The 26,194-nt window shown below is 49.7% G+C and carries 23 protein-coding genes; 9 read left to right on the top strand and 14 right to left on the bottom strand.

The features are described 5' to 3' along the window. Positions 1–42 precede the first annotated feature (42 nt). The 7 genes from tolR to cydA all read right to left on the bottom strand — a co-directional run bounded on the left by tolR (position 43) and on the right by cydA (position 4,862). A complete protein-coding gene (gene tolR, locus D9734_RS19775) occupies positions 43–471 on the bottom strand; it encodes a colicin uptake protein TolR (protein ID WP_000090097.1) in 429 nt (142 codons plus the stop codon). A gap of 3 nt (positions 472–474) precedes the next feature. Then, positions 475–1,167, bottom strand: coding sequence for a Tol-Pal system protein TolQ (tolQ, locus tag D9734_RS19770; RefSeq protein WP_000131310.1), 693 nt, complete (start codon positions 1,165–1,167; stop codon positions 475–477). Beyond that, the gene (ybgC, locus tag D9734_RS19765; protein ID WP_001098372.1) at positions 1,164–1,568 is read right to left on the bottom strand and encodes a tol-pal system-associated acyl-CoA thioesterase; all 405 of its coding nucleotides are present in this window, start codon (positions 1,566–1,568) and stop codon (positions 1,164–1,166) included. The genes tolQ and ybgC overlap by 4 nt, the downstream gene beginning before the upstream one ends. 149 nt (positions 1,569–1,717) lie before the next feature. Continuing rightward, complete coding sequence (ybgE, locus tag D9734_RS19760; RefSeq protein WP_063096546.1) at positions 1,718–2,011, bottom strand: cyd operon protein YbgE; 294 nt, start codon at positions 2,009–2,011, stop codon at positions 1,718–1,720. Continuing rightward, positions 2,011–2,124: a cytochrome bd-I oxidase subunit CydX gene (cydX, locus tag D9734_RS19755; RefSeq protein WP_000270283.1), complete on the bottom strand. Its 114-nt coding sequence runs from the start codon at positions 2,122–2,124 to the stop codon at positions 2,011–2,013. Before cydX ends, ybgE begins: the two co-directional genes overlap by 1 nt. A gap of 14 nt (positions 2,125–2,138) precedes the next feature. Beyond that, positions 2,139–3,278 carry a cytochrome d ubiquinol oxidase subunit II gene (gene cydB, locus D9734_RS19750; protein WP_000568264.1) on the bottom strand — a complete coding sequence of 380 codons (1,140 nt, stop codon included), beginning with the start codon at positions 3,276–3,278 and terminating at the stop codon, positions 2,139–2,141. 15 nt (positions 3,279–3,293) lie between these two features. After that, positions 3,294–4,862 carry a cytochrome ubiquinol oxidase subunit I gene (cydA, locus tag D9734_RS19745; RefSeq protein WP_010331061.1) on the bottom strand — a complete coding sequence of 523 codons (1,569 nt, stop codon included), beginning with the start codon at positions 4,860–4,862 and terminating at the stop codon, positions 3,294–3,296. 1,379 nt (positions 4,863–6,241) lie between these two features. Here cydA and glmS point away from each other — a divergent pair. The 8 genes from glmS (at position 6,242) to cobO (ending at position 14,999) form a co-directional block, all read left to right on the top strand. Beyond that, complete coding sequence (glmS, locus tag D9734_RS19740; protein ID WP_130209904.1) at positions 6,242–6,691, top strand: methylaspartate mutase subunit S; 450 nt, start codon at positions 6,242–6,244, stop codon at positions 6,689–6,691. Next, positions 6,691–8,079, top strand: coding sequence for a methylaspartate mutase accessory protein GlmL (glmL, locus tag D9734_RS19735; protein ID WP_130209902.1), 1,389 nt, complete (start codon positions 6,691–6,693; stop codon positions 8,077–8,079). Before glmS ends, glmL begins: the two co-directional genes overlap by 1 nt. 18 nt (positions 8,080–8,097) lie before the next feature. Next, a complete protein-coding gene (locus D9734_RS19730) occupies positions 8,098–9,543 on the top strand; it encodes a methylaspartate mutase subunit E (protein ID WP_130209900.1) in 1,446 nt (481 codons plus the stop codon). After that, the gene (locus D9734_RS19725) at positions 9,543–10,784 is read left to right on the top strand and encodes a methylaspartate ammonia-lyase (protein WP_130209898.1); all 1,242 of its coding nucleotides are present in this window, start codon (positions 9,543–9,545) and stop codon (positions 10,782–10,784) included. Before D9734_RS19730 ends, D9734_RS19725 begins: the two co-directional genes overlap by 1 nt. Before the next feature lie 3 nt (positions 10,785–10,787). Further along, the gene (locus D9734_RS19720) at positions 10,788–12,158 is read left to right on the top strand and encodes an acyclic terpene utilization AtuA family protein (protein ID WP_130209896.1); all 1,371 of its coding nucleotides are present in this window, start codon (positions 10,788–10,790) and stop codon (positions 12,156–12,158) included. Continuing rightward, entirely contained in the window at positions 12,155–12,472 is a 318-nt protein-coding gene (locus D9734_RS19715) for a DUF4387 domain-containing protein (protein WP_130209894.1), read from the top strand. The genes D9734_RS19720 and D9734_RS19715 overlap by 4 nt, the downstream gene beginning before the upstream one ends. Before the next feature lie 262 nt (positions 12,473–12,734). Continuing rightward, on the top strand, positions 12,735–14,387 hold the full coding sequence (locus tag D9734_RS19710) for a class I fumarate hydratase (RefSeq protein ID WP_130209892.1): 1,653 nt from the start codon (positions 12,735–12,737) through the stop codon (positions 14,385–14,387). A gap of 9 nt (positions 14,388–14,396) precedes the next feature. Continuing rightward, on the top strand, positions 14,397–14,999 hold the full coding sequence (cobO, locus tag D9734_RS19705; protein ID WP_130209890.1) for a cob(I)yrinic acid a,c-diamide adenosyltransferase: 603 nt from the start codon (positions 14,397–14,399) through the stop codon (positions 14,997–14,999). 33 nt (positions 15,000–15,032) lie between these two features. Here the strand turns inward: cobO and D9734_RS19700 are convergent, their stop codons facing one another. From D9734_RS19700 to hutU, 7 genes are all read right to left on the bottom strand, one after another. Further along, complete coding sequence (locus D9734_RS19700; RefSeq protein ID WP_130209888.1) at positions 15,033–15,938, bottom strand: LysR family transcriptional regulator; 906 nt, start codon at positions 15,936–15,938, stop codon at positions 15,033–15,035. A 270-nt stretch (positions 15,939–16,208) separates the two neighbouring features. Next, the gene (locus tag D9734_RS19695) at positions 16,209–17,879 is read right to left on the bottom strand and encodes an aromatic amino acid ammonia-lyase (protein WP_130209886.1); all 1,671 of its coding nucleotides are present in this window, start codon (positions 17,877–17,879) and stop codon (positions 16,209–16,211) included. Between the two features lie 50 nt (positions 17,880–17,929). Next, positions 17,930–18,880: a formimidoylglutamase gene (gene hutG, locus D9734_RS19690; RefSeq protein WP_130209884.1), complete on the bottom strand. Its 951-nt coding sequence runs from the start codon at positions 18,878–18,880 to the stop codon at positions 17,930–17,932. Continuing rightward, positions 18,880–20,091 carry an imidazolonepropionase gene (gene hutI / locus D9734_RS19685; protein WP_130209882.1) on the bottom strand — a complete coding sequence of 404 codons (1,212 nt, stop codon included), beginning with the start codon at positions 20,089–20,091 and terminating at the stop codon, positions 18,880–18,882. Before hutI ends, hutG begins: the two co-directional genes overlap by 1 nt. Then, positions 20,088–20,654 carry a HutD family protein gene (locus D9734_RS19680; protein ID WP_240780550.1) on the bottom strand — a complete coding sequence of 189 codons (567 nt, stop codon included), beginning with the start codon at positions 20,652–20,654 and terminating at the stop codon, positions 20,088–20,090. The genes hutI and D9734_RS19680 overlap by 4 nt, the downstream gene beginning before the upstream one ends. Positions 20,655–20,679: 25 nt before the next feature. Beyond that, positions 20,680–22,089, bottom strand: a complete 1,410-nt coding sequence (locus D9734_RS19675) for a cytosine permease (protein ID WP_130209878.1) — start codon at positions 22,087–22,089, stop codon at positions 20,680–20,682. A 163-nt stretch (positions 22,090–22,252) separates the two neighbouring features. After that, positions 22,253–23,950 carry a urocanate hydratase gene (hutU, locus tag D9734_RS19670; protein ID WP_130209876.1) on the bottom strand — a complete coding sequence of 566 codons (1,698 nt, stop codon included), beginning with the start codon at positions 23,948–23,950 and terminating at the stop codon, positions 22,253–22,255. A 763-nt stretch (positions 23,951–24,713) separates the two neighbouring features. Between hutU and D9734_RS19665 the strand changes: the two genes are divergently transcribed. Then, positions 24,714–26,111: an RtcB family protein gene (locus D9734_RS19665; protein ID WP_130209874.1), complete on the top strand. Its 1,398-nt coding sequence runs from the start codon at positions 24,714–24,716 to the stop codon at positions 26,109–26,111. Positions 26,112–26,194: the final 83 nt, after the last annotated feature.

Here is a 26,194-nt window from a genome sequence, read left to right as displayed (position 1 = left end):
CGCCTGTTACCCGCTCTCTTAAAGCAAGGGAAACGCAGATGCTTAAATAGGCTGCGTCATTAAACCAACCGATTTCACACCCGCACTGTGTAACAAGTTCAGCGCTTTAATTATTTCATCGTAAGGCACATCTTTTGCGCCACCGATCAGAAAGACCGTTTTCGGGTTGGCCTTGAAACGGCTGGATACTTCCGCCACCACCTGCTCTGGTGGTAAACGCTCCAGACGATCTTTCTCAACCACCACGGTGTACTGACCAATACCAGACACTTCAACAATCACAGGCGGATTATCGTTACTGCTCACCGCCTGTGATTCAGTAGCGTCTGGCAGATCGACCTCCACGCTCTGGGTGATGATGGGCGCTGTCGCCATAAAGATCAGCAACAGCACCAGCAGTACGTCCAGCAACGGTACAATGTTGATTTCGGACTTGAGATCGCGACGACCTCGTCCACGCGCTCTGGCCATGGCTTACCCCTTGTTGCTCTCGCTAACGGTAAACGCCTGGCGGTGCAGAATGGCGGTGAACTCTTCCATAAAGTTGTCGTAGTTCAGCTCCAGTTTGTTGACGCGCTGGTTCAGACGGTTGTAAGCCATAACCGCAGGGATTGCGGCAAACAGACCGATAGCCGTGGCGATCAACGCTTCTGCGATACCCGGTGCAACCATTTGCAGCGTCGCCTGTTTCACCGCGCCGAGCGCGATAAAGGCGTGCATGATCCCCCAGACTGTACCGAACAGACCGATATATGGGCTGATGGAACCTACCGTACCGAGAAACGGAATGTGCGTTTCCAGATTTTCCAGCTCACGGTTCATGGAAATACGCATCGCGCGCGACGCGCCTTCCACTACGGCTTCCGGTGCATGGCTGTTAGCACGATGCAGGCGCACAAACTCTTTGAACCCACTGTAAAAGATTTGTTCCGACCCCGAGAGATTATCTCGTTTTCCCTGGCTCTCCTGATAGAGGCGAGAAAGTTCGATTCCAGACCAGAATTTATCCTCAAACGCTTCGGCTTCGCGAGCCGCGGCGTTAAGAATACGGGTCCGCTGGATAATAATGGCCCAGGATGCGATTGAAAAACCAATCAAAATCAACATGATAAGTTTAACCAGAAGGCTCGCCTTCAGGAACAAATCAAGGATATTCATGTCAGTCACTGCTTAAACTCCGCGACAATAGACTTGGGAAGCGCACGAGGCTTCATTTTGAGTGGGTCAACGCAAACAATCAGAACCTCAGCTTCATTCAGCAGAGTATTCTCAGCGTTGACAATACGTTGCGTGAAAACCAAAGAGGTGCCACGCATTGATGTTATTTCAGTCTGTATTTCGAGCATATCGTCGAGCCGCGCAGGCGCGTAATATTCCACCGTCATCTTACGCACCACGAAGGCAACGCGTTCAGCCATCAGAGCCTGTTGACTGAAGTGATGATGACGCAGCATCTCTGTGCGTGCTCTTTCATAAAAAGCGATGTAACTGGCGTGGTACACCACACCACCGGCATCGGTATCTTCATAGTAGACGCGAACCGGCCATCGAAACAGCGTTGTATTCACTTTACATCCCAGTAATGCAACAAAAATTAGAACTTTTAAACGCTGCTACTATACGCGCGCGATTGAGGTTTGGGAATGAGGGCAAGTTAAGGGAGCGTAAAAATTTATGGACTGTTGAAGGTCCATAAATTTTTAAAGAGAATTCTGATTTAAAAGAAGAAGAAAATCAGCCCGACAATGAGAACGATATCGGCAAGCAGTGGGCAAAAAATCCCTTGCCAGAGAACCTTCTGCGGACGAAAACCCACGCCGTGAATTACGCCAGCACAGACGGCCCACATCAGCAATAAACCATGCCAGATTTCCAGTTCACTGGTCTTCGCGGCAAAACGTGATGGGTCCCAAAACATACATCCTGCTAACAGAAGCGCCATCACGAAGGAAAGCGCCCGCAGGGGGCGCTTGTCCATTACCGCATACAAAGTTGCGATAACCTTACTCATCAGCTGTCTTCTTGACCGGCTTTACCTGATTCGACGTGCTCAAGCGCCAGCGCGGTGATTACCCCAAACGAACAGGCAAGAAGCGTTCCCAGAATCCATGCGAAATACCACATTTTTAGCTCCTTACTTAGTACAGAGAGTGGGTGTTACGTTCAATATCTTCTTTGGTGATACGTCCGAACATTTTCCAGTAACACCAGGCGGTGTAGAGCAGAATGATCGGAACCAGAACCACCGCAACCCAGGTCATGACGTTAAGCGTCAGCTGGCTGGAAGTTGCATCCCACATTGTCAGACTTGCATTCATCATGGTGCTGGACGGCATTACAAACGGGAACATTGCAATACCGGCAGTCAGGATGATGCAGGCCAGCGTCAGGGAGGAGAACACAAACGCCCACGCGGCTTTATCCATACGTGCAGTCAGGATGGTCAGCAGCGGCAGAACCACACCCAGCGCCGGAATAGCCCACAGAATCGGCGTGTTGTTGAAGTTCACCAACCATGCGCCAGCTTCACGAACCACTTCTTTATTCAGCGGGTTAGAGGCAGCGTAATGGTCCATTGTCGATTTCACGACATAACCATCGATACCGTACATCACCCATACACCCGCCAGTGCGAAGCAGACCAGTGTCACCAGTGCCGCCACCTGTGCCGTTGCACGGGTACGCAGGTGCAGTTCGCCCACGGTACGCATCTGCAGATAGGTTGCGCCCTGGGTAATGATCATCCCTACGCTTACCACACCTGCCAGCAGGCCGAATGGGTTAAGCAGCTGGAAGAAGTTACCGGTGTAGTACAGACGCAGATATTCATCAACGTTAAACGGTACGCCCTGCAACAGGTTACCGAACGCCACACCAATCACTAGCGGCGGAACGAAGCTACCAATGAAGATGCCCCAGTCCCACATGTTACGCCAGCGGGTTTCTTCAATCTTGGAGCGGTAATCAAAACCGACCGGACGGAAGAACAGAGATGCCAGCACAAGGATCATCGCCACATAGAAGCCGGAGAACGCAGCGGCATAGACCATCGGCCAGGCAGCAAACAGTGCGCCGCCTGCGGTGATAAGCCAAACCTGGTTACCGTCCCAGTGTGGTGCGATGGAGTTAATCATAATTCGACGCTCGGTGTCGTTACGACCGAGGAAACGGGTGAGCATGCCCACCCCCATGTCGAAACCGTCAGTGACTGCAAAACCAATCAGCAGAATGCCAACCAGCAGCCACCAGATAAAACGCAATACTTCATAATCGATCATTTGACGACTCCTGTCTTAGCGTGCCGGCTGAGTAGTCGTGGAGGACTGCTCAAAGTGATAGCGACCGGTTTTCAGGCTGCTTGGGCCGAGGCGTGCAAACTTGAACATTAAGAACAATTCTGCCACCAGGAACAGGGTATACAGGCCGCAAATCAGCACCATCGAGAAGATGAGATCGCCTGCGGTCAGTGACGAGTTCGCCACAGCTGTCGGCAGCACTTCACCGATAGCCCACGGTTGGCGGCCATATTCAGCCACGAACCAGCCCGCTTCTACAGCAATCCACGGCAGCGGAATACCGTACAGCGCGGCGCGCAGCAGCCATTTTTTCTCGCCAATGCGGTTGCGGATGACACTCCAGAAGGAGAGCGCAATGATTGCCAGCAGCAGGAAGCCACACGCCACCATGATACGGAACGCGAAGTACAGCGGCGCTACACGCGGAATGGAGTCTTTGGTTGCCTGTTGAATCTGAGCTTCAGTCGCATCAGCCACGTTCGGCGTATAGCGTTTCAGCAGCAGACCGTAACCGAGGTCTTTCTTCATGCTATTGAACTGGTCACGAACCGCCTGGTCGGTAGAACCAGAACGCAGTTGTTCGAGCAGAGAGTACGCTTTCATCCCGTTACGAATGCGTTCTTCATGCTGAACCATCAGCTCTTTCAGGCCGATCACTGGCGTATCCACGGAACGCGTTGCAATGATGCCCAGCGCGTAAGGGATCTGGATCGCAAATTTGTTCGTCTGCTCATCCTGATCAGGAATACCGAACAGAGTAAAGGCAGCAGGCGCAGGTTGAGTTTCCCACTCGGCTTCAATTGCAGCCAGTTTGGTTTTCTGCACGTCGCCCATTTCGTAACCGGATTCATCACCCAGAACAATAACAGACAGAACGGCAGCCATACCGAAGCTTGCAGCGATAGCAAAGGAGCGTTTAGCGAAGGCGAAGTCACGGCCTTTCAGCATATACCATGCGCTGATACCGAGGATGAACATCGCGCCAGTCACATAACCAGAGGCTACAGTGTGAACGAATTTCACCTGAGCAACCGGGTTAAGCACCAGTTCGGAGAAGCTCACCATCTCCATACGCATGGTTTCGAAATTGAAATCGGACGCGATTGGGTTTTGCATCCAGCCGTTCGCAACCAGAATCCACAGTGCGGACAGGTTTGAACCGAGCGCCACCAGCCAGGTGACACACATATGCTGAACTTTACCCAGACGATCCCAACCGAAGAAGAACAGACCTACAAAGGTGGATTCGAGGAAGAAGGCCATCAGACCTTCGATTGCCAGCGGCGCACCGAAGATATCCCCTACATAGTGGGAATAGTAGGACCAGTTAGTCCCGAACTGGAACTCCATGGTCAGACCGGTTGCCACACCCAGAGCAAAGTTGATACCAAACAACTTGCCCCAGAACTTGGTCATATCTTTATAAATCTGTTTGCCGGAAAGGACGTAGACCGTTTCCATAATGGCCAGCAGGAACGCCATACCGAGCGTCAGCGGCACAAAAAGGAAGTGGTACATCGCGGTCAAGGCAAACTGTAAGCGCGACAGTTCGACTATATCTAACATCATGACTCCTTGCTCATCGCATGAAGACTCCGAGAGTGAACCCCGTTAGAAAGGGTCACACGCATGCCCCAATACAAAATTATTTGCTCGCCCCTATCGTTGCCATTTCATCAAAAGAGGAAAGACAATGATAAAAAAGTTACAAATATGTTAATGAATAAACCAAATTGATCCCGTAATTATATTACGCCGCAAAATCCTTACAATAAACAGGTTTTTATTGAGCAAATTTGCATTTTTCGACAGTGATCAATTTATAGTGAAATTGTCACCATCCCACCAATTTGATCTACGACAATTTATCGCGTTTTGCAGATTTTTTTCAAGAATTAAAAATTGATTTATATCAAAATCAACCAGATATGTTAACCATGTATAATCTATAGATCATTGGTAATTTTATTGTTAATTTATTGTAACCAAATAGCACAGTAAAATTACCACTATGGAAATGCATAGATAAAAAACCAGTATTTTATTTAACAGAACCGCCTTACCCACTTTTTATAAGACTAATTGGTTAGATTAGCCAATTTGTTGTCATTTTACATAACATATTTTTATCAAAGTTAATTGATTGTTGTCTTTATGAGCACCAACCTTTACCCCGGAATGTTATTGTTGCTTTGCTAATAATCACATTGAAGGATGGATTTGTAGAATTCAGGAAGAAGGGAAAGAGAGCTTTTAAGCTAAATTACATCTGATATAAGTATTTTTCCCCTTTTTATATTCAATGAACGGCTCAGTGCCCCAACATCAAACAACATGAGATTCAATAACTAAGTTTATCCTGTGTTGGTATATGTAAATTATTTTTATTAACCCAGCAGCAAGACGAGACAATGAAACGGTATTATATCTGGACGTTATTGAACACCAGCCCACTCGAAGTAATACGTTCCACTGCTCAAGAATAATCATTTGAGTAGAAGTGATTAATTAGGTCCAATGAATAGCACAACCCCAAATGAGTTATTAACCATTTGTTACTTTAAACATTACCGTTACAATTCCATGTTAAGACGGCAGTAAATTGCATTAATAATGCGCACCAAACTTTATGAACTACTTTTATAACCAGTCCCCTCTTAAAAAATGCAAATCAGATGTTGATCACAAATATATCAATACATTAAATCAATATAATTTGAAAAATTAAAATCAATAACAACCATATACGTAACCCATTGAAATAACCGTCATATTTAAAGCAATCACATAAACAAGCATTTTTCGAAAGATATTTTGAAAATAGATCAATTGCAACCAGACGACAGGACACAGACACTCCAGTGTTATTAATCATGTGCCACAGAAACGGCCATAAATACGACGTGTGTAACTTATTTTACTCTCTGTCTTACAAAGGATTACCCATGAAGAAAGCAACACTAGTGCTTGGCGTTATTGGTGCCGACTGCCATGCAGTTGGCAATAAAGTTCTGGATCGCGTTTTTACTTCTCATGACTTCAGAGTCATAAACCTGGGCGTAATGGTCAGCCAGGATGAATATATTGATGCTGCCATTGAAACTGGCGCTGACGCGATAGTAGTTTCCTCTATCTATGGGCATGGTGATATCGACTGTCTGGGTATGCGTGAACGCTGCATCGAACGTGGGCTGGGCGACATTCTGCTCTATGTAGGCGGTAACCTGGTGGTGGGTAAACATGACTTCGCTAACGTGCAAATCAAATTCAAAGAGATGGGTTTTGACCGCGTCTTCGCCCCCAGCCATGACTTAGAAGATGTCTGCCAGCTGATGTCCAACGATATCAACCAGCGTCATGGTGTTGAAACACGTATTTTCGAAGAGGCCATCTGATGCAAATCGTCTCTGTCGATATTGGATCGACGTGGACCAAAGCTGCCCTCTTTACCCGGGAGGGGGACGCGTTAACGCTGGTTAACCACGTTCTGACCCCAACCACCACGCATCATCTGGCCGATGGTTTTTTCTCAAGCCTGAATCAGGTGTTAAACATCAATAACGCCCTCCCCCTGTTAAAAAACGGCGAAGTCGCATTGAAGTACTCCTCTTCAGCCAAAGGTGGACTGGCGGTTGCCGCAATGGGATTAGTGCCTTCTATTACCCTGGAATCCGCGAAAGTAACCGCTCACTCTGCTGGCGCTAAAATAGCGCAGCATTACTCCTATAAGCTGAACCGCCGTGATATTCAGGCACTGGAAGAGTCACCACCCGATATCCTCTTATTCACTGGCGGCACCGACGGCGGAGAAGAGAGTTACGGGCTAAATAACGCCCGTGTGCTGGCGGAATCAAAACTCGATTGCGCCATTATATATGCCGGAAACAGGGACATTCAGGACAATATACAGGACATCCTCGGGCATAAAGATCTGACCATCGTCGATAACGTCCTGCCTGACCTTGAAAATCCCTCCCCTTTCGCCGCGCGACAGGCCATCTGCGACATTTTCCTCAAACGCATTGTTAAAGGAAAAGGACTGGATGTCATTGTTGATGAAACGGGCGAAGAGCCAATGCCAACGCCGTGGACAGTTTTTGAACTGGTTAAGGCAATCAGTAATGTCGATAGCCGTTGGAAAGAGTTCATGCTGATCGACATGGGCGGCGCAACCACCGATATGTATTCTGCCTGTGCCAATAATCTCTCACCCGACACCGTTTTACACGGCGTACCGGAACCCTTCGTAAAACGGACCGTTGAAGGCGATCTGGGAATGCGCGTCTCAGCAATGGTGGTTGGTGAAAGCGCAAAAGACTTAGTTAATGTGATCTTTTCTCAGCACCCCACGCAGCAGGACGCTTTTTATCATTATCTCCGTCATTTGGTTGCACATCCCGACCATTTACCCACTAACGCAGAAGAAAAATATTTCGATACTGTGCTGGCCGGACTGTGCGTAGGTTACGCCACTGAACGTCATGCCGGCACCAAAAAAGAGGTCTGCACCTGCGTCGGCAATGTCGATTTACAGATGGGACGCGACCTGACCACCGTGCGCAAAGTCGTTGGTTCCGGTGGATGGCTGTCGCGCTCCAGCCAGTTTGATATTCATCGTTGGTTGAAATACCGCGAGTTAAACGACGACGGCAAACGCATTCTCTTACCGACCGAATTTGAATATTACCGCGATTCACGGGGGCTATTTCCACTGCTGGCAAACGTCGCCAGAGTCGATCCGCAGGCCGCCGCGCGTACCAGTATTCAATGCTTAACCCTATAACAATTAAGGTAGCAATCAATGGAACTTCGAAATAAGAAATTAACCCATGACGAATTCATGACCGAGCGGCAACAGGTACTGAAAACCTGGGAAACTGGCAAGGATGTTGAAAACTTCGAAGATGGCGTTAAATATCAACAAACTATTCCTGATCACAAACGCTTCTCCCTTGCCCTACTGAAAGCAGACCTGGAAGGTAAAACGCTTAGCCAACCGCGCGCAGGCGTGGCGTTGATGGACGAGCACATCGAACTACTGAAAACACTGCAAGATGAGTGCGATTTGCTACCGAGCACCATCGATGCCTATACCCGTCTGAATCGTTACGAAGAAGCCGCGGTAGGGATTAAAAAATCTATCGAAGCCGGAACCTCTAAACTGAACGGTTTACCGGTGGTTAACCACGGCGTCGCAGCATGCCGTCGTCTGACCGAAACCTTGCAAAAACCGCTACAGATCCGCCATGGCACACCAGATGCGCGGCTGCTGGCTGAAATCTCAATGGCCAGCGGCTTCACCAGCTATGAAGGCGGCGGCATTTCCTACAATATTCCGTATGCCAAACGCGTAACGCTGGAAAAATCGATCCGCGACTGGCAGTACTGCGACCGTTTAATGGGGCTGTATGAAGAGCACGGAATTCGCATCAACCGTGAACCGTTTGGCCCGCTTACAGGTACTTTGATTCCACCGTTTATCTCGCACTCTATTGCGATAATCGAAGGCTTGCTGGCACTGGAACAGGGCGTGAAATCTATCACCGTCGGTTATGGTCAGGTCGGAAGCCTGACGCAAGATATTGCGGCGATCCAGTCTCTGCGGGAACTCGCTCACGAATACTTCCAGAATCATGGCTATGCAGAGTACGAATTAAGTACGGTGTTCCACCAGTGGATGGGCGGTTTTCCGGAAGACGAGTCAAAAGCGTTCGCGATTATCTCCTGGGGCGCGGCGGTTGCTGGAATGTCGGGCGCGACCAAAGTAATCACCAAGAGTCCGCATGAAGCCTGGGGCATCCCTACCGCTGCCGCCAATGTGCAGGGACTGAAAGCCTCCCGCCAAATGCTCAATATGGTTAGCGATCAGAAATTCCCACCGTGTCCTGCGGTGGAACTGGAAGTTGAGCTGATTAAGAGTGAAGTTCGCGCCGTGCTGAATAAAGTGTTCGAACTGGGGAATGGGGATATCGCGCGCGGTACGGTGCTGGCATTTGAAGCGGGCGTACTGGATGTGCCGTTTGCGCCTGCCGCCTGCAACGCGGGCAAAATTCTTCCGGTTCGCGACAACACTGGCGCGATACGCGTGCTGGAAGCCGGCGCCGTTCCGTTGCCAAAAGACATTCTCGACCTTCACCACGATTACGTTGCTGAACGCGCACGCTTTGAAGGACGCCAACCGACATTCCAGATGGTTGTTGATGACATCAATGCTGTATCCCACAGTAAATTAATAGGAAGACCATAATGAAAATAAAACAGGCCCTGTTCACCGCTGGCTACTCCTCATTCTATTTCGATGACCAGCAGGCGATAAAAAACGGAGCGGGCCACGACGGATTTTTTTATACCGGGGAGCCGGTTACGTCTGGTTTTAGCGCAGTACGTCAGGCTGGGGAATGCGTCTCAGTTCAGTTGATTCTGGAAAATGGCGCGGTCGCGGTTGGTGACTGTGCTGCGGTACAGTACTCCGGGGCAGGCGGTCGCGATCCGCTGTTCCTCGCCGAGCATTTTATTCCGTTCCTTAATGACCATATCAAACCGTTACTGGAAGGCCGCGATGTGGATGCGTTTGTGCCGAACGCCCGTTTTTTCGACAAGCTGCGTATTGACGGCAACTTGCTGCATACCGCCGTGCGCTATGGATTATCGCAGGCGCTACTTGACGCTACCGCGCTGGCAACGGGCCGTCTGAAAACTGAAGTAGTTTGCGATGAATGGCAGTTACCGCGCGTGGCGAAATCCATTCCTTTATTTGGTCAGAGCGGCGACGATCGGTATATCGCCGTCGATAAGATGATCCTTAAAGGGATCGACGTACTGCCCCATGCGCTGATTAATAACGTCGAAGAGAAGCTGGGCTTTAAGGGCGAAAAACTGCGCGAATATATCCGCTGGCTGTCAGATCGCATTCTGAGCAAACGTACCAGCGCTCGCTACCACCCTACGCTGCACATCGATGTATACGGCACCATCGGTCTGATCTTCGACATGGATCCCGTTCGCTGCGCGCAATACATCGCCAGCCTGGAAGAAGAAACACAAGGTCTGCCGCTGTACATTGAAGGCCCGGTCGATGCCGGTAACAAACCTGACCAAATTCGCCTGTTGACTGCCATCACCAAAGAGCTGACGCGCCTCGGTTCCGGCGTGAAAATTGTCGCCGACGAATGGTGTAACACCTACCAGGATATCGTTGATTTCACTGATGCAGCCAGTTGCCACATGGTGCAAATCAAAACGCCTGATCTGGGCAGTATTCACAACATCGTCGATGCGGTTCTGTACTGCAACAGCCACGGAATGGAAGCCTATCAGGGTGGCACCTGTAACGAAACCGATGTCAGCGCCCGAACTTGTGTCCACGTAGCTCTTGCCGCGCGTCCCATGCGGATGCTGGTAAAACCGGGGATGGGGTTTGACGAGGGCCTCGACATCGTGTTCAACGAAATGAATCGTACTATCGCGCTGATGCTGGCTAAGGATTAACAGATGGCTCGTTCTTTTAAAGTCTTATCACCTACTGCGATCCTCGGTTACGGCTTCCCTGAAGAGAGCTTCCGCAAAGCGATGGCGGAATCTCCCGACCTGATCGCCGTTGATGCCGGTTCTTCCGATCCTGGCCCGCACTATCTGGGGGCGGGTAAGCCCTTTACCGACCGCGCGGGAGTTAAACGCGACCTGCGCTATATGATCACCGCTGGCGTGCAAAATAATATTCCAGTGGTGATCGGGACGGCAGGTGGTTCTGGCGCAGCCCCGCATTTGGAGTGGTGTCGTCAAATTATTCACGAAATTGCGCAAGAGGAAAAACTTTCGTTTTCGATGGCGCTGATCCCGGCGGACGTTGACAAAGCCATCGTCCACCAGGCACTGGATAACGGCAAAATCACGGCGCTGGATTTTGTCCCGCCGTTAACGCACGACGCGATTGACGAAAGTACCTATATCGTCGCGCAAATGGGCATCGAGCCCTTCCAGCGGGCGCTGAAAGAAGGCGCACAGGTGGTGCTCGGCGGCCGGGCTTATGATCCGGCCTGCTTTGCCGCGCTACCCATCATGCAAGGCTTTGACGAAGGGCTGGCGCTGCACTGTGGGAAAATTCTCGAATGTGCAGCAATTGCCGCGACGCCAGGCTCCGGCTCTGACTGTGCGATGGGCATCATCGACGATAATGGCTTCTCGCTGAAGACGTTCAATCCGCAGCGTAAATTCACCGAAACATCCGCAGCCGCGCATACGCTGTATGAGAAATCGGACCCGTACTTCCTGCCGGGACCAGGTGGTGTTCTGAATCTGAAAGGCTGCACCTTCAAAGCCGTGAACGACGGTGAAGTTTATGTCAGCGGTTCTAAGCATGAAGAAACGCCATATGCCCTGAAACTGGAAGGTGCGCGGCAGGTGGGCTTCCGCTGCCTGACCATCGCAGGCACTCGCGACCCAATAATGATCGCCGGGATCGACAAAATCATTGAAGATGTCAAAGCCAGCGTAACGCGCAACCTGTCGCTGACCGATAACAGCATTCGAATGACATTCCACCTGTACGGTAAAAATGGTGTCATGGGCGACCACGAGCCCATGGAAACTGCCGGACATGAACTGGGGATCGTCCTGGATGTGGTCGCGCCGACGCAAGAAATCGCCAACAGTGTTTGTTCACTGGTGCGCTCCACTATGCTGCACTACGGTTATGAAAATCGCATCGCCACTGCGGGCAACCTGGCGTTCCCGTTCTCCCCTTCTGATATCCAGAGCGGACCCGTATACGAGTTTTCTATCTATCACCTGATTGAAGCCAACGACGCACTGCGGTTTGATTTCCATATTGAACAGGTGACGCCAGAAGGAGTTCAGGCATGAAACAGTCAATTGTCTCACTGGCGCAAGTCATTCGTTCAAAAAATGCCGGACCCTACGAACTGGTTTTAGATATTTTATTTAAAACGAAAGAAAACTATGAGCGAGTTAAATCATCAGGGCAATTAACTCCAGAGCTGATTGCGCGCTTATATCATGTTGAACCTAACTTTATTCATCGTATTGTCTGGTTTGATCCTTCTAATGCAGTAAAAATCGTCATGCCACGAGATATTATCTCCGGGAATGTAGGCGATAATGATGTTTATGGTGCGCAGCAGCACGCACCTTTATTAAGCATTCATTTTGATATTTAATACTGTTTAGATTATCAACCCCATAAATGTACCTGCACAGATTCCATTATGTCAGGTACATTTATCTAAACGTATCAATAAAATTGATTACGATGCTACCAGGATTTTCACAGCTGGAATAACTGGTGGTCTACGTTCTCCCAAAAACCATACAACCATCACACGTAATTAAACAAAAAATACTTAAGTCAATACCGAATCTCTGCTGGAAAAAAGACTGCCTTATCATTCGGTAAAAATAACCACAATGTGAGAACACATCATGTCCAAACCATTTATCTGGCAAGAACCGTTTTTACTATATAAAGACGCAACGGAATATAAATTAATCAGCGATCAATATATTACAGTAACGGAAATAGACGGCGAAGAAGTGATAAAAGTCGCTCCGGAAGCATTAACGTTGCTTGCCCGGGAGGCATTTTATGAAGCCTCTTTTTTCTTACGTCCCGTTCACCTGCAACAAGTCGCCAGCATTCTGAACGATCCGCAGGCCAGCAGTAATGACAGATATGTGGCCTTGCAGCTACTGCGCAATGCCGAAGTCTCAGCAAAAGGGATATTACCCAACTGCCAGGACACCGGCACCGCCACCATTGTCGCCAGTAAAGGGCAACACATCTGGACCGGGGGCAATGACGCCGAAGCCTTAAGCAAAGGTATTTACATCACTTTCCAGGAAAATAATCTGCGCTTTTCACAAAATGCGCCACTGGATATGTATACCGAAGTCAATACACAAACCAATCTTCCGGCGCAGATTGATATCAGCGCCGTCCCCGGCGACGAGTACCATTTTCTGTGTGTCAATAAAGGGGGTGGCTCCGCCAATAAAGCTGCGCTTTACCAGGAAACTAAATCTCTCCTGCAACCAGAAAAACTGACTGCGTTTTTAATCGAAAAAATGAAATCGCTGGGAACTGCCGCCTGTCCGCCCTACCACATCGCCTTTGTCGTCGGGGGACTTTCTGCCGATCAGGCGTTAAAAGTCGCCAAACTAGCGTCGACAAAATACTACGATAATCTGCCCACCAGCGGAAACGAGCAGGGACAAGCCTTCCGCGATGTTGAGCTGGAAAAAACCTTGCTCGACGCCAGCCAACAATTTGGCATTGGTGCTCAGTTTGGTGGCAAATATTTCGCTCATGATATTCGTGTTATTCGTCTACCGCGCCACGGCGGCTCCTGCCCAATCGCTATGGCACTCTCCTGTTCCGCCGATCGTAATATTAAAGCCAAAATTAACAAGCACGGCATCTGGCTGGAAAAACTCGAACATAATCCGGGGCAATATATTCCAGCATCAATGCGGGAAGACAATCACACGCATAACGTACAGATTGATCTAAATCGTCCATTGCGTGAGGTAATGCAGGATCTCGCCACATTACCGATCGGCACCCGTGTGTCGTTAAGCGGCCCCATCGTAGTGGCGCGTGATATCGCCCACGCCAAAATAAAAGAACGACTGGATAACGGCGAACCGATGCCGGATTACCTGAAACATCATATCGTCTATTACGCTGGCCCCGCGAAAACACCGGAAAATATGGCTTGTGGTTCTCTTGGACCTACCACGGGCGGTCGAATGGACGGTTATGTCGACGCCTTCCAGGCGGCTGGCGGCAGTCTGGTAATGTTATCGAAAGGCAACCGCAGCCAGCAGGTTACTGATGCCTGTCACAAACATGGCGGCTTTAATCTGGGAAGTATCGGCGGTGCAGCGGCGTTACTGGCGCAAGAATATGTCAAAAGCCTGCATTGCCTGGAATATCCGGAGTTGGGCATGGAAGCAGTGTGGATGATGGAGGTTGAAAACTTGCCCGCGTTCATTCTGGTGGATGATAAAGGCAATAATTTCTTCAGCCAGTTTGAGCAGCAACACCACTGCGCCAATTGCCCCACTGGGCATTAAGGAAAGTGAATGGAAGCGCGGATCTCAACTGAACGGCATATTCAGCGCCAGCAGAAACTGAAACAACAGGTCGACACACGCATCGCGGAGGCGACGGAGAAAAAAGGAATATTGATTGTTTTCACTGGTAACGGAAAAGGAAAATCCACCGCCGCTTTTGGTACCGTGACGCGCGCCGTAGGTCATGGCAAAACGGTTGGCGTTGCGCAGTTCATCAAGGGACTGTGGGACAACGGCGAATATAACCTTCTCCATCCACTGGGCGTTGAATTTCATATTATGGGAACAGGTTTTACCTGGGAGACACAGAATCGGCAAGCGGATATCGACGCGGCGAAAGAGGTCTGGTCTGAATGCAAGCGGATGCTGGCTGATGAGCGTTACGATTTAGTGGTGCTCGATGAGCTGACCTACATGCTGGCTTACCATTATCTGGATACCGAAGAAGTGATCGCTTCGCTACAAAATCGCCCGACGCAGCAAAACGTCATTGTCACCGGACGCGGCTGCCATAATGAGATAGTAAAAATGGCGGATACGGTAAGCGAAATCCGCCCCGTCAAGCATGCTTTTGATAACGGTATTCAGGCACAGCCTGGTATCGACTGGTAATGACTGCGCCTGGCATCTCGCCAGGCGCAGGTTTTACATCTCCTCCGGTACGACCGATTTTGCCAGCAACCACTCACGAAAGAGTTGCAAGTGCGGATAATCAGCCTTCTCTTCCCGCCACGTCATAATAAAGCGATTGCCGGTACGAATAGGCACATCACACGGAATCACCATGTCACCGCTATCTAAATCGTGTTGAATTGCAAACCGGGGCAACAGCGCCACACCGAGATTAGATCGCACGGCGGCAATCAGCATTGAAAGTAAATCAAAACGTGGCCCGTTATTCACCAACGGACTACTAACGCCAGACAATGCAAACCACTCTTCCCAACCAGTAATACGGGTGCTTTGATGCAGCAGTGGTAGCTCACTTAATAGCTCTGCAACAGACAGTTTTTGGTCAGGAAGTGAAAGTAAACTGCCGCTGCATACCGGCAGGATCTCTTCCTCAAAGAGATATTCTACCTCCGACCAGGGCGCACAAAAATTTTCGCGCATAATGACGGCATCGTATTCCCGATTAAGGAAATCCCCGTTATTAGCTAATGAGTGAATATTGACAATAATATCGGGATACAATTTATTGAACTCACGTAAATTGGGGATCAACCAGTGCGTGCTGAAAGTAGGATTGACAGCAAGCTCAATAACCTGAACCGTAGGCTGCCAGGTCATGATAGTATTTGTGTCACGTTCAAGCTTATTCAATGTTTCTTTAACAATGCCCAGATAATGCTTTCCGGCATCATTAAGAAATATTCTTTTTTTAGAATGCGCAAATAATGATATATGTAAAAAATCTTCCAGTGCGCTAACTTGCCTGAATACTGCGCTTTGGGTTAACGCTAACTCCTCTGCCGCTCTGGTATAACTTTCATGGCGTGCGACCACCTCAAAAGTTACCAACAGTTCCGTTTTGGGTATTTTTCCTCTCATAATGCCGTCCCTTAAAAATAGTTTAAACTATCAAAAAACCATTACTTATTACTAAGTAATGGCAACCAAAGCAGCAATAGATATTTTATAAAAATCATGATCGATATTTATAACCCAGCAAGCCCGGCGTGACAATTGTCTCAATCAGATAATAATAATCCGAAAAGCAAAACGCCCTTCGGATTATTATGATTCAAGTTAAGTGAAGATTATTAAATTGATAGCAATCATCATATCTATGGATATTATGATAAACAATCAACAAAAATTTTATTTTTGATTTATAGCATATCCTTCTAAGAATTTTTGCGAAGCAGCAATATCTGGGGTAAAGACCCGATCCTGATCGACAAACGGCACGACTTTTCTGTATTCGGTAAACATTGCTTTGGTGGATTTTCCTAATGCCAGTTGTGGAGCGGCCTGCAACCGTAAATCGAGAGCCTGTGCGGAATGCATCAGTTCAATGCCATAAATCACGTTCAGATTATCGACAACCTGTTTCAATCTTCTGGCCGCGTGGTCATTATTGGCGCCGGTATCTTCTATACCTCCGGCAACCGGTTGAATATCGAAAGAAACAGGATTGGCGAGATCGACGTTTTCTGCATGCAGCGCGACAAACGGAATATGCAGCGAACCGAAGCCGTGACCTTTATTACCGGGTGCCGACAGGAAGCGCGTTAAACCGGTAAAGTGCTCATCTTCCAGGTGCAGCGAGCGACGCATACTGTTATGCGAAACATGTACCAACGCCACGGTCAGACGTTGAGTAGCAAGCGCTACAGGTAACGATTCGAAGTTCGCCGTCGGGAAGATCCCGCCGCTGATTGCGCCATCTTTAACAAAATATTGCGCGACCTGGCTGGAGTCCTGATATGCCTTGTCAGCATTCAGCACCGTTGCCGGGTTGTCATCGGAACTGTTGATTTGTACGGTTATGACCTCTTCAGCATCATGCAAAGCGCGTACTGATTCAGCAATGGTGTATACCGTTGTTCTGAACGATAACGGATCTTGCAATGCCCGTTTGTCATCTTTATGCCATAAATATGAACCGTTTAACGCATCGCGAATCTCTTTTGCCGAGTCAGCCAACTGCGGGAAAGGACGCACGGCAATTGACTGCGGCAGTACCGGAGCGACGTTACCATTCAACGCTTCCAGACTCATAGCGAAAACCACCGGGCTGACATTCAGCAACTGACGTGCCGAACGAACTGCTTCGATAGCGTAGGCTGTCCCGACGCTGTTGTTCGACAAAATCGCCAGCATATCTTTACCCTGCGGCACCAGTGGCTTAAGTCCCACTTTCGCCAGCGCGTCACCACCGCTCATTTGCACGCCATTGACTCGGGCTTTCCATTCCCCCATCATCACCAGACCAACGTGCGAAGCGAGCATAATATCCGCTGCGCCGATGCTTCCCCGCGCCGGAATTAACGGTGTAACGCCGCGATTAATAAATTCAGCATACAACTCGGCAATATAAGGCTGCGCGCCGGTTTGCCCATGCAGCATGGTATTTAAACGTAATACCATTGAAAGGCGTGCCAGATAATCCGGTAACATCGGACCAACGCCCGCAGAATGGGCGCGCAGCGCGGCAGCATTAAATTTTTTCGACGCATCAATCACCTCAGGCGTTAAATTTCCTTTGGCATCAAATATCGGCTGGTCTTTATTTAGCCCCACGCCTACGGTTAAACCATAAACGGGTGTTCCAGAATGCGCGGCGGTCATCACCAGATCATAACTTTTTTCCATTCTGTCCAGAGCTTTCGGCGCGATTTTGACGTCGTTATCACCTAACGCAATTGACCAGGCCTGGTCAATTGAAAGATGTTCGCCATCCAGAGTAATGGTTGATTTCGCCATCGCGATGGAGCAAACGCTCCAGAGCACAACGGTGACAGTGACTCTTCGTATCAATCCTTTCATTGTGTTTCCTTATCATGATGAGTTTAACAACGGGTTACTGCGACAACGTTTTAATTTGTTCTATCTGTTTTCCCCCGCCGGACAATACTGGTCACCAGGCGAGCGGCAACTTTCGCGGTTAAATTATCGCGATCCAGGTCCGGGTTAAGTTCGGCAATATCCGCCGCAATCAACTTCTCGCTACCGCCGATTAAATTCACAATGGCTTCAGTAATATTTAACGGCACGCCTAACGGTGATGGCGCAGAAACGCCGGGCGCCTGAAAACCAGGTAAAACATCGAGACAAATCGTTAAATAAATGGCGTCACACGCCTGAATATCTGCCGAGAGCGCATTAGCGACCTCATGCAAACCACGTTCAAATTGCAGAGATTCATCCAGCCAATAACGCACACCAAATTCATCAGCCCGATCAAATAACGCCTGGGTATTTGCAAAACGACTTATTCCCAGAACGCGATAATTAAACGGTTTGCCATGCTGCGCATTCCACTCTTGCATCTGACGAAACGGCGTACCTGAATTGGCTTTTTCCGCCATCCGTAAATCAAAATGCGCGTCAAGGTTCACAATCAGTAACCGCTGAATATCAGGACGCGACTGCATAATCCCCTGAAACGTTCCCCACGCCACTTCATGACCACCGCCCAGAACCACCGGTAAACTGCCGCGCGCAATGGCTGTAGATACGTTGGCCGCCAGAAGATTTTGTGCGGACTCCAGCGCGTGGTCCTCGCTTTGTACATCGCCCATATCGAAAATAGCGCCTTCACAGAGCACCGGCATATTGCCCAACATGCTGCGCAACGCGCCCGGTCCGCCTGCTGCACCCGCTCGCCCACCATTACGTTGCACCCCGTCATCAACGGCAAAACCAATCAGCGTACAACCGCCGTGGCTTTGTTCACTAAACGGTTGCACATGCTGATGCCAGCGAGTGCTGATGCCGATTTCCTGCGAGTCAACACGCCCACTCCACGGCAATAATGTTTGCTTCATTACCAACTCCTTTTTCCGCCGACAATAAGCCCCTGGCAAGGCTGATGCCCAAACCAGTAAGCCAGTTCACGTGGATGGTTAAGATCCCAGACCGCCATATCCGCCCGTAATCCCGGTGCAAGTTCACCCCGGTCAATAAGTCCAAGTGCCTTTGCCGCATGACGCGTAACGCCCTGAACGGCTTCCAGCGGCGTCATGCGAAACAGCGTACAGGCCATATTGATCATCAATGGCAATGACATATTGGGAGACGTTCCGGGGTTATGGTCCGTGGAGATAGCAATCGGCACGCCCGCTGCCCGCAAAGCAGCAATCGGCGGCAGATGGGTTTCGCGCAGGAAGTAATAAGCACCGGGGAGCAGTACCGCCACCGTTCCAGCCATTTTCATGGCGGCGATCCCCGACTCGCTAAGGTATTCCAGATGATCGCAGGAGAGTGCAGAAAACGCCGCCGCCAGCGCAGCGCCTTGCTGGTCAGAAAGCTGTTCGGCATGCAGTTTTACAGGCAATCCATAGTGTTGCGCTTTACTGAAGACGCGCCGTACCTGGTCTGGGCTAAAGGCGATGTTTTCACAAAAAGCGTCAACTGCATCAATCAGCCCCTGTTCATGCAACACGCCCATCCAATCGCAAAGCGCCGTAATGTAATCATCACTGCGCCCGGCAAACTCTGACGGCAAGCTGTGCGCCCCAAGAAACGTAGACTGAATACGTAATCCTGTAGATTCCTGCAAGCGGCGGATAACGCGCAAACAGCGCGCTTCATCTTCCAGCGTCAAGCCATAACCAGATTTTATTTCCAGCGTACTGACGCCTTCACGCAACCAGTTTTGTAGTCGCTGCGCCGCCAGTTCAAACAGTTGTGTTTCGCTGGCCGCCCGCGTGGCATTGACGGTAGATAAGATCCCGCCGCCCGCTCTGGCGATATCTTCATAAGCCACGCCTTGCAGCCGCATCTCAAACTCATTCGCCCGCTGGCCGCCATACACCAGATGCGTATGGCAATCCACCAGACCGGGGGTCAGCAACTTACCCTGCAGGTCGTGTTCCTCTGTAATGTCAGCCATCAGTTCGCGAGGGATCTGCGTGGCCTTGCCAAGCCAGACAATAGTGTCGCCACGGCTGATTAATGCACCATTTTCAATCACTCCCCAATCGTTAGCGGAAAGCGTCGCCAGCGTGGTATTTCGCCAGAGCGTTAATGCACTCATAAGGATTTTTCCCCTCGTAGATAATAAAGCCACCAGCCCGCCAGCTCACCGACGGAGACTTTTTTCCGTGGTACGAAACGCCAGGGCTTGCCATCAGTCGCAACCAGCCATAACAACATATTTGCCGCAACAAACACCCTTTTCTCGCCGCTTACCCACTCCCCTTCACACAGCGTGAACAGGCCCGCTTGCGCAAGTGATGGCGGAAGCCAGTCAACGGCACTTTGCACCCGCAACATCCCCGTATCGCCTTCCCGCGCCATGACATTGAGATCGCGAACTGCACCGCCCATCAGCTGGCAATCTGGCCTGGCTTCTCCGGGAAAAATTAAGGCGGGATCGTGACGTTGCAGGTTGATTATCGAATCGGCAAACGTCAGCCTCACCCCTTCCCCATCGAGAATGGCGAGGCCACGTACCACACCAGGCCACGCCGAAAAAGGACCGTCCTGGCTGACATTGGCCATACTGATGCGTAACAGCCAGTTTTCATCATCAGGCCAGGCATGCAGTTGTCGCGTAAAACCCCCGCCGTTGCGCCACGGTTGCAAGGGCTTATCCATTGCAGATATCAGCATTGGTTCCATATTACGACTCGGGATAAATAGTCTGGGCAGGAACGCTGGTAGTACGTTTTGCCCACGGGTAATAAATAACGGCAGTAATTAACAAGCCGATAATCCAGGAAATATCCGCCCCGCCCATCAGTACAGAAATGGGTCCCTGATACAGTTTTTGATTCAGGAAGGGGATCTGCACCAGCACACCAATTCCGTAGCAAACCAACGCGGTTTTGTTATACGCGCCATAGCGTCCCTCCGGGGTATAAAGTGCTGGAATATCGGTTTTACCTTGTGAGATGAAGTAGTAGTCGATGAGATTGATAGCGCTCCACGGCACAAATACCGTCAACAGCAGCAGAACGAAGTTTTTGAAATTATTCAAAAAGTCTGCGCTTGCCGCCAGCGCGACGACCATCGACAACAGCACGAAGCCCACAACGTAGGCAGCACGAACACGCTGTGAAACCTGGCTGCGATTGTTAAAGGCGCTGACGGTCGCCAGAATCGACATAAAGCCGCCGTAGGCATTCAAACAGTTAACCGTCAGTTTGCCGCAAACAATCACCGTATAAATCAGAATGGCAAACGTTGGCCCGGCTAAATCGCCCATAAAACCAACCTGATCTTTCAGGAAGTTAGCACCGCAAGCAGCAACAAGAACGCCAAAAGTCATGGCACATTGCGCACCAAGCGTGGTTCCCAGAAAGGTGGCAAAGAAGATTGATTTTGCTGGTGTATCAGAGGGTAAATAGCGGGAATAATCAGAGGCGTATGGTGCAAACGTTAATTGCCATCCGGCTGAGAGTGCAATCGTTAATAAGAACACCGATAAGCTAAATGGCTTTTGACCAAATGCCGCAGCCACGTCGTAGTGACCGCTAAGTTGAGTGGCCAGGTAAATAAACCCCAGAATACTTAATATCCCTGCAACACGGCCAACGACGTGAATAAGTTTATAACCGACCAATGCGATCATCGCGGTAAGCATGCCGAAAATAATAATTCCGGTCGATGCTGACTCAAAACCAAATATCCGGTTAATCGCCTGACCGGATAATACCGTACCCGTCGCGGCAAATCCGAGATACATAATAATCACCATCAGTAACGGTAGCGCCGCTCCTTTGACGCCAAAGCGGATACGACTGGAGATCATCTGTGGTAATCCCAGCTTTGCCCCCTGTGACGAGTGCAATGCCATAACCGCGCCGCCGATAATATTACCGATTAATAAACCAATAATTGCTGACATGGCTTCAGAGCCAAAAATAATCGCTAACGCGCCGTCCACCACGGCGGTAATTTGTAAGTTAGCACTTAGCCATAAAGTAAACTGGCTGGAGGGCGCGCCGTGGCGAGCGGACTCAGGAACGGCGTTAATCGTATTTGATTCTAATACTGGTTTTTTACTGCGGATAGGGCTGCTTGATTCCATGAAAAAGTCTCCTGCAAAATGAGAGGTCATTTTTTGAAACAGCAATAGAGGGTCGAGAGATATTTCTCTCGACGATGTAATAAATATTTTTGATAATTATTGTTATACAGGCGGATAACTTCCCGCCTGTATTAGCGCAAATATTAAATAACAGCGTTAATATTTAGCGAATCATCGGCAATTTCAGACCATAATTTTTGGCACATTCAATTGCCGCCTCATAACCCGCATCCGCATGACGCATAACCCCGGAAGCGCAGTCATTCACCAGCACACGCGCCAGACGTTTTTCGGCTTCTTCGCTACCGTCGGCAACAATAACCATCCCGGCGTGTTGTGAATACCCCATCCCGACGCCGCCGCCATGATGCAGAGACACCCACGTTGCGCCACCTGCGGTATTGAGCAGACCATTGAGCAACGGCCAGTCAGAAACCGCGTCACTGCCATCGAGCATGCTTTCAGTTTCGCGGTTCGGGCTGGCGACAGAACCGGTATCAAGATGATCGCGACCAATCACAATCGGTGCTTTTAGTTCACCGTTGCGCACCATTTCGTTGAATGCCAGCCCCGCCAGGTGACGCTCACCAAGCCCCAGCCAGCAAATACGTGATGGAAGCCCCTGGAAGGCGATACGCTCACGCGCCATATCCAGCCAGCGATGGGTCAGTACGTTATTGGGGAATAGTTCTTTAATTTTGGCATCGGTTTTATAGATATCTTCCGGGTCACCAGACAGCGCCACCCAACGGAACGGGCCTTTGCCTTCACAAAACATGGGACGAATGTAAGCAGGAACGAAGCCCGGGAAATCGAAGGCATTTTGCAGACCTTCGTTGAAAGCCACCTGGCGGATGTTGTTACCATAATCGACAACCGGGATCCCCATCGCCTGGAAGTCCAGCATCCCCTGAACATGCGCCACGCAACTCTGTGCCGCTTCTTTTTGCAGTCTGGCGTGCTGTTGTGGATCCTGCTGTGCAGCACGCCATTGTTCTACGCTCCAGCCCATTGGCAGGTAACCATAGACCAGATCGTGAGCGGAGGTCTGGTCGGTCACCAGATCCGGTTTGATCGCTCCCTGATACGCACGTTTCACCAACTCAGGAACAATTTCCGCCGCATTGCCCAGCAGCGCGATAGAAACGGCTTCTTTGCGTTCGGTGTGGTATTTAATCAGCGCCAGTGCATCATCAAGATCTTTCGCTTGTTTATCGACATAACGGGTACGCAGACGGAAGTCGATGCTACTTTGTTGGCACTCGATATTTAATGAACAAGCCCCCGCCAGAGTCGCCGCCAGCGGTTGTGCACCGCCCATACCACCGAGCCCCGCGGTCAGGATCCATTTTCCACTTAGCGAATTGTTGTAGTGCTGGCGACCTGCTTCGACAAAAGTTTCGAACGTCCCCTGCACAATGCCCTGACTACCAATGTAGATCCACGAGCCAGCGGTCATCTGGCCGTACATGAACAGACCTTTGCGATCCAGTTCATTGAAGTGATCCCAGTTGGCCCATTGCGGCACCAGGTTAGAGTTGGCAATCAGCACGCGTGGCGCGTCAGTATGAGTTTTAAACACGCCCACGGGTTTACCGGACTGTACCAACAGCGACTCATCAGGCTCGAGATTTTTTAGTGATTCGAGGATCTGGTCGAAACATTCCCAGTTACGCGCCGCGCGGCCAATGCCACCGTATACCACCAGATGCTGTGGATTTTCGGCTACGTCGGGATCAAGGTTGTTCTGCAACATCCGATAGGCAGCTTCGATCTGCCAGTTTTTACAATGCAGTTGAGTTCCTTGTGGCGCATGGATAACGCGGCTGGTGTCAATACGAGGGTCTGAAGGCTTACTCATGAATCTTCTCCTGTTACTGGATAAAATTAAATGCTGTCATCGCCCAGAAAAAAATGAGCGAAGGAATACAGAAACGGTTTATATAATCTCCGTTTATAATTTCGTATTATCAATTCATTTGGTGAATTTCATTTGTTCTGGAATATTCACCCTGAATGTAAATTCAAAAAAACTGCCAACGCTTTGTATGCGATTTCAATATGCTTAATTTAACTTTTGGAAAAAGTGATATTGTTGGCAAAATATTTTCTCATTTGAACATATGAATATGATGAGATTGCAAGATGTCTATAATTTAATTATCTGAGAAATGCGTTAATAACAACCAGACATTAACATAACACCAGGTAACCCGACACCACGCAGTGCGCATAACTCGATGATATTTAAAATAAGATCTTCATTATTTGTCATAAAAACATGTTGTATTATCATCAATAATTCATTTATTTTACTCCCACTTTGATAATTAAAAAACGGCAAGCAATGGATAGTTACCGCCGTAAGAACAGGCGTAAAAATAACTCTTAAAATATATATTCTGGGAATTATCATTTTTCATATTTTACAATCCGGTGTCGATAATTCACCTCCTTTATAACAACAACCCTCTTTGGCACTCGGCATTTTTATCTTGTATTCATCGTCATTGCTGAATACACTACGCGCGTTTTCTTTCCTTTTTGCTGGCTGCTGACCGGAAAGACAAAATTACCCTCGCAATACAGGGGGTTGATTAACGTCTATATTTCAGGACAGCGTTATGCATCATCTTTCGAGGCTTGATAAAGCCTTTCTGCGCAAAGGGATCCAACTTTCCCGCGCCAACAATATTGTTTCATTATCTCGTCAATCAGGTGCCAGTGCCCGCGTACTGCTGCCGGACGAACTGCCGCTAGAAGAAAAAGCAGTGACACAACTGCTTGATTTTGCAGAAGTGAAGCTACCAGATCATCCAGGTTATGTACGCCAGACGTGCGCGACGCCAGATTTTCACCCCGGCAATGGCGTCCCCGTTGGCGCAGTGGTGGCCTCAACGCCGGATTTAATCATTCCCGCCGCCATCGGCACCGATATTTCTTGTGGCATGCGACTGCTGACGACTGGATTAACACTTGCGCAAGCCGAAGCGCATAAAGACGTCATCACTCAGCGGTTAACGCAAGTGTTACTGCAAAATGAGCGCGATGTTCCGTTATCTGCACGAGCGTTCACCGCGCTTTTTGATGGCGGACCGGCAAATTGTGTGTCGGCCTTGCCATCAGCGGGTCTCTGGACACGCACGAATATCCCCCGGATGGCGCAAGAAATTGACCGCTGCATTGGGCTGAACGAGCATGACAGTCATTCGCGTTATGCCCCACCCGCCCTGCTGGCAACGGACCGCGCATTACTCCGCGATCCTTGTCTTGGTACGCCGGGTTCAGGTAATCATTTTATTGAACTTCAGGTGGTTGATAGCGTGGTCGATCGCCATGTGGCCTGGCAACAAGGGCTGAAAATGGGCGATATCGTGGTGATGATCCATAGCGGATCGCGAGATGTCGGATTTTACGTCGGACGACGCTGGATGGATCGCGCCCGTGCAGCCTGGCCCGCCGGGCATAAACATCCACAAAGCGGATTATATGCTCTGGGCGGTGAGCTGGCGGAGGAATACCTGCAGGCTATGGGAATGGCGGCGCGTTACGCGTGGTTAAATCGCGTGACCATTGCGGAAATGGTTCGCGTATGTTTTGCCGATTTATTCCATCAGGATGATTCACATCTGGTGGTGGATGTGCCGCATAACATCATCCTTCGCGAGCATGAAATGAATATTCATCGCAAAGGTGCAACACCGGCACGCACGGGCGATCTGGCGTTAATCCCCGGTTCAATGGGCGATTATTCGTGGCTTGCGGTAGGTTGTGGCAACCCGGAGTGGCTGTGGTCTTGCAGTCACGGAGCTGGACGCAGCCAGCGTCGGCAGGCCATGCGCTCGCGCGCGACTGAAGAGTCAACGTTGCCGTGGCAATGCGTCACATTGCGCGAAGAACGACGTCTTGAAGAAGCGCCTGCTGCTTATAAAGATATTGGTCCGGTTATCGAAGCCCAACAAGAAGCCGGATTAATTCAGCCAGCGGTCAGATTTCGACCGTGGTTAACGTTTAAGGCATAAAAAAGGCCATCATACGATGGCCAACCATGTCGAAACCGACAGCCCTTCGCCATTCCTGTAGAGGGACGCGGCGAGGGCTATTT

Source organism: Escherichia sp. E14S1, assembly GCF_004211995.1.
Classification (GTDB): domain Bacteria; phylum Pseudomonadota; class Gammaproteobacteria; order Enterobacterales; family Enterobacteriaceae; genus Escherichia.
This window is presented reverse-complemented; position numbering and strand designations above follow the sequence as displayed.

Bases quoted from the DNA above. Each gene is read 5' to 3' on its own strand.
- tolR (WP_000090097.1), bottom strand. From the start codon at position 471: ATGGCCAGAGCGCGTGGACGAGGTCGTCGCGATCTCAAGTCCGAAATC.
- ybgE (WP_063096546.1), bottom strand. From the start codon at position 2,011: ATGAGTAAGGTTATCGCAACTTTGTATGCGGTAATGGACAAGCGCCCC.
- cydX (WP_000270283.1), bottom strand. From the start codon at position 2,124: ATGTGGTATTTCGCATGGATTCTGGGAACGCTTCTTGCCTGTTCGTTT.
- cydB (WP_000568264.1), bottom strand. From the start codon at position 3,278: ATGATCGATTATGAAGTATTGCGTTTTATCTGGTGGCTGCTGGTTGGC.
- cydA (WP_010331061.1), bottom strand. From the start codon at position 4,862: ATGTTAGATATAGTCGAACTGTCGCGCTTACAGTTTGCCTTGACCGCG.
- glmS (WP_130209904.1), top strand. From the start codon at position 6,242: ATGAAGAAAGCAACACTAGTGCTTGGCGTTATTGGTGCCGACTGCCAT.
- glmL (WP_130209902.1), top strand. From the start codon at position 6,691: ATGCAAATCGTCTCTGTCGATATTGGATCGACGTGGACCAAAGCTGCC.
- D9734_RS19730 (WP_130209900.1), top strand. From the start codon at position 8,098: ATGGAACTTCGAAATAAGAAATTAACCCATGACGAATTCATGACCGAG.
- D9734_RS19725 (WP_130209898.1), top strand. From the start codon at position 9,543: ATGAAAATAAAACAGGCCCTGTTCACCGCTGGCTACTCCTCATTCTAT.
- D9734_RS19720 (WP_130209896.1), top strand. From the start codon at position 10,788: ATGGCTCGTTCTTTTAAAGTCTTATCACCTACTGCGATCCTCGGTTAC.
- D9734_RS19715 (WP_130209894.1), top strand. From the start codon at position 12,155: ATGAAACAGTCAATTGTCTCACTGGCGCAAGTCATTCGTTCAAAAAAT.
- D9734_RS19710 (WP_130209892.1), top strand. From the start codon at position 12,735: ATGTCCAAACCATTTATCTGGCAAGAACCGTTTTTACTATATAAAGAC.
- cobO (WP_130209890.1), top strand. From the start codon at position 14,397: ATGGAAGCGCGGATCTCAACTGAACGGCATATTCAGCGCCAGCAGAAA.
- D9734_RS19700 (WP_130209888.1), bottom strand. From the start codon at position 15,938: ATGAGAGGAAAAATACCCAAAACGGAACTGTTGGTAACTTTTGAGGTG.
- D9734_RS19695 (WP_130209886.1), bottom strand. From the start codon at position 17,879: ATGAAAGGATTGATACGAAGAGTCACTGTCACCGTTGTGCTCTGGAGC.
- hutG (WP_130209884.1), bottom strand. From the start codon at position 18,880: ATGAAGCAAACATTATTGCCGTGGAGTGGGCGTGTTGACTCGCAGGAA.
- hutI (WP_130209882.1), bottom strand. From the start codon at position 20,091: ATGAGTGCATTAACGCTCTGGCGAAATACCACGCTGGCGACGCTTTCC.
- D9734_RS19680 (WP_240780550.1), bottom strand. From the start codon at position 20,654: ATGGATAAGCCCTTGCAACCGTGGCGCAACGGCGGGGGTTTTACGCGA.
- D9734_RS19675 (WP_130209878.1), bottom strand. From the start codon at position 22,089: ATGGAATCAAGCAGCCCTATCCGCAGTAAAAAACCAGTATTAGAATCA.
- hutU (WP_130209876.1), bottom strand. From the start codon at position 23,950: ATGAGTAAGCCTTCAGACCCTCGTATTGACACCAGCCGCGTTATCCAT.
- D9734_RS19665 (WP_130209874.1), top strand. From the start codon at position 24,714: ATGCATCATCTTTCGAGGCTTGATAAAGCCTTTCTGCGCAAAGGGATC.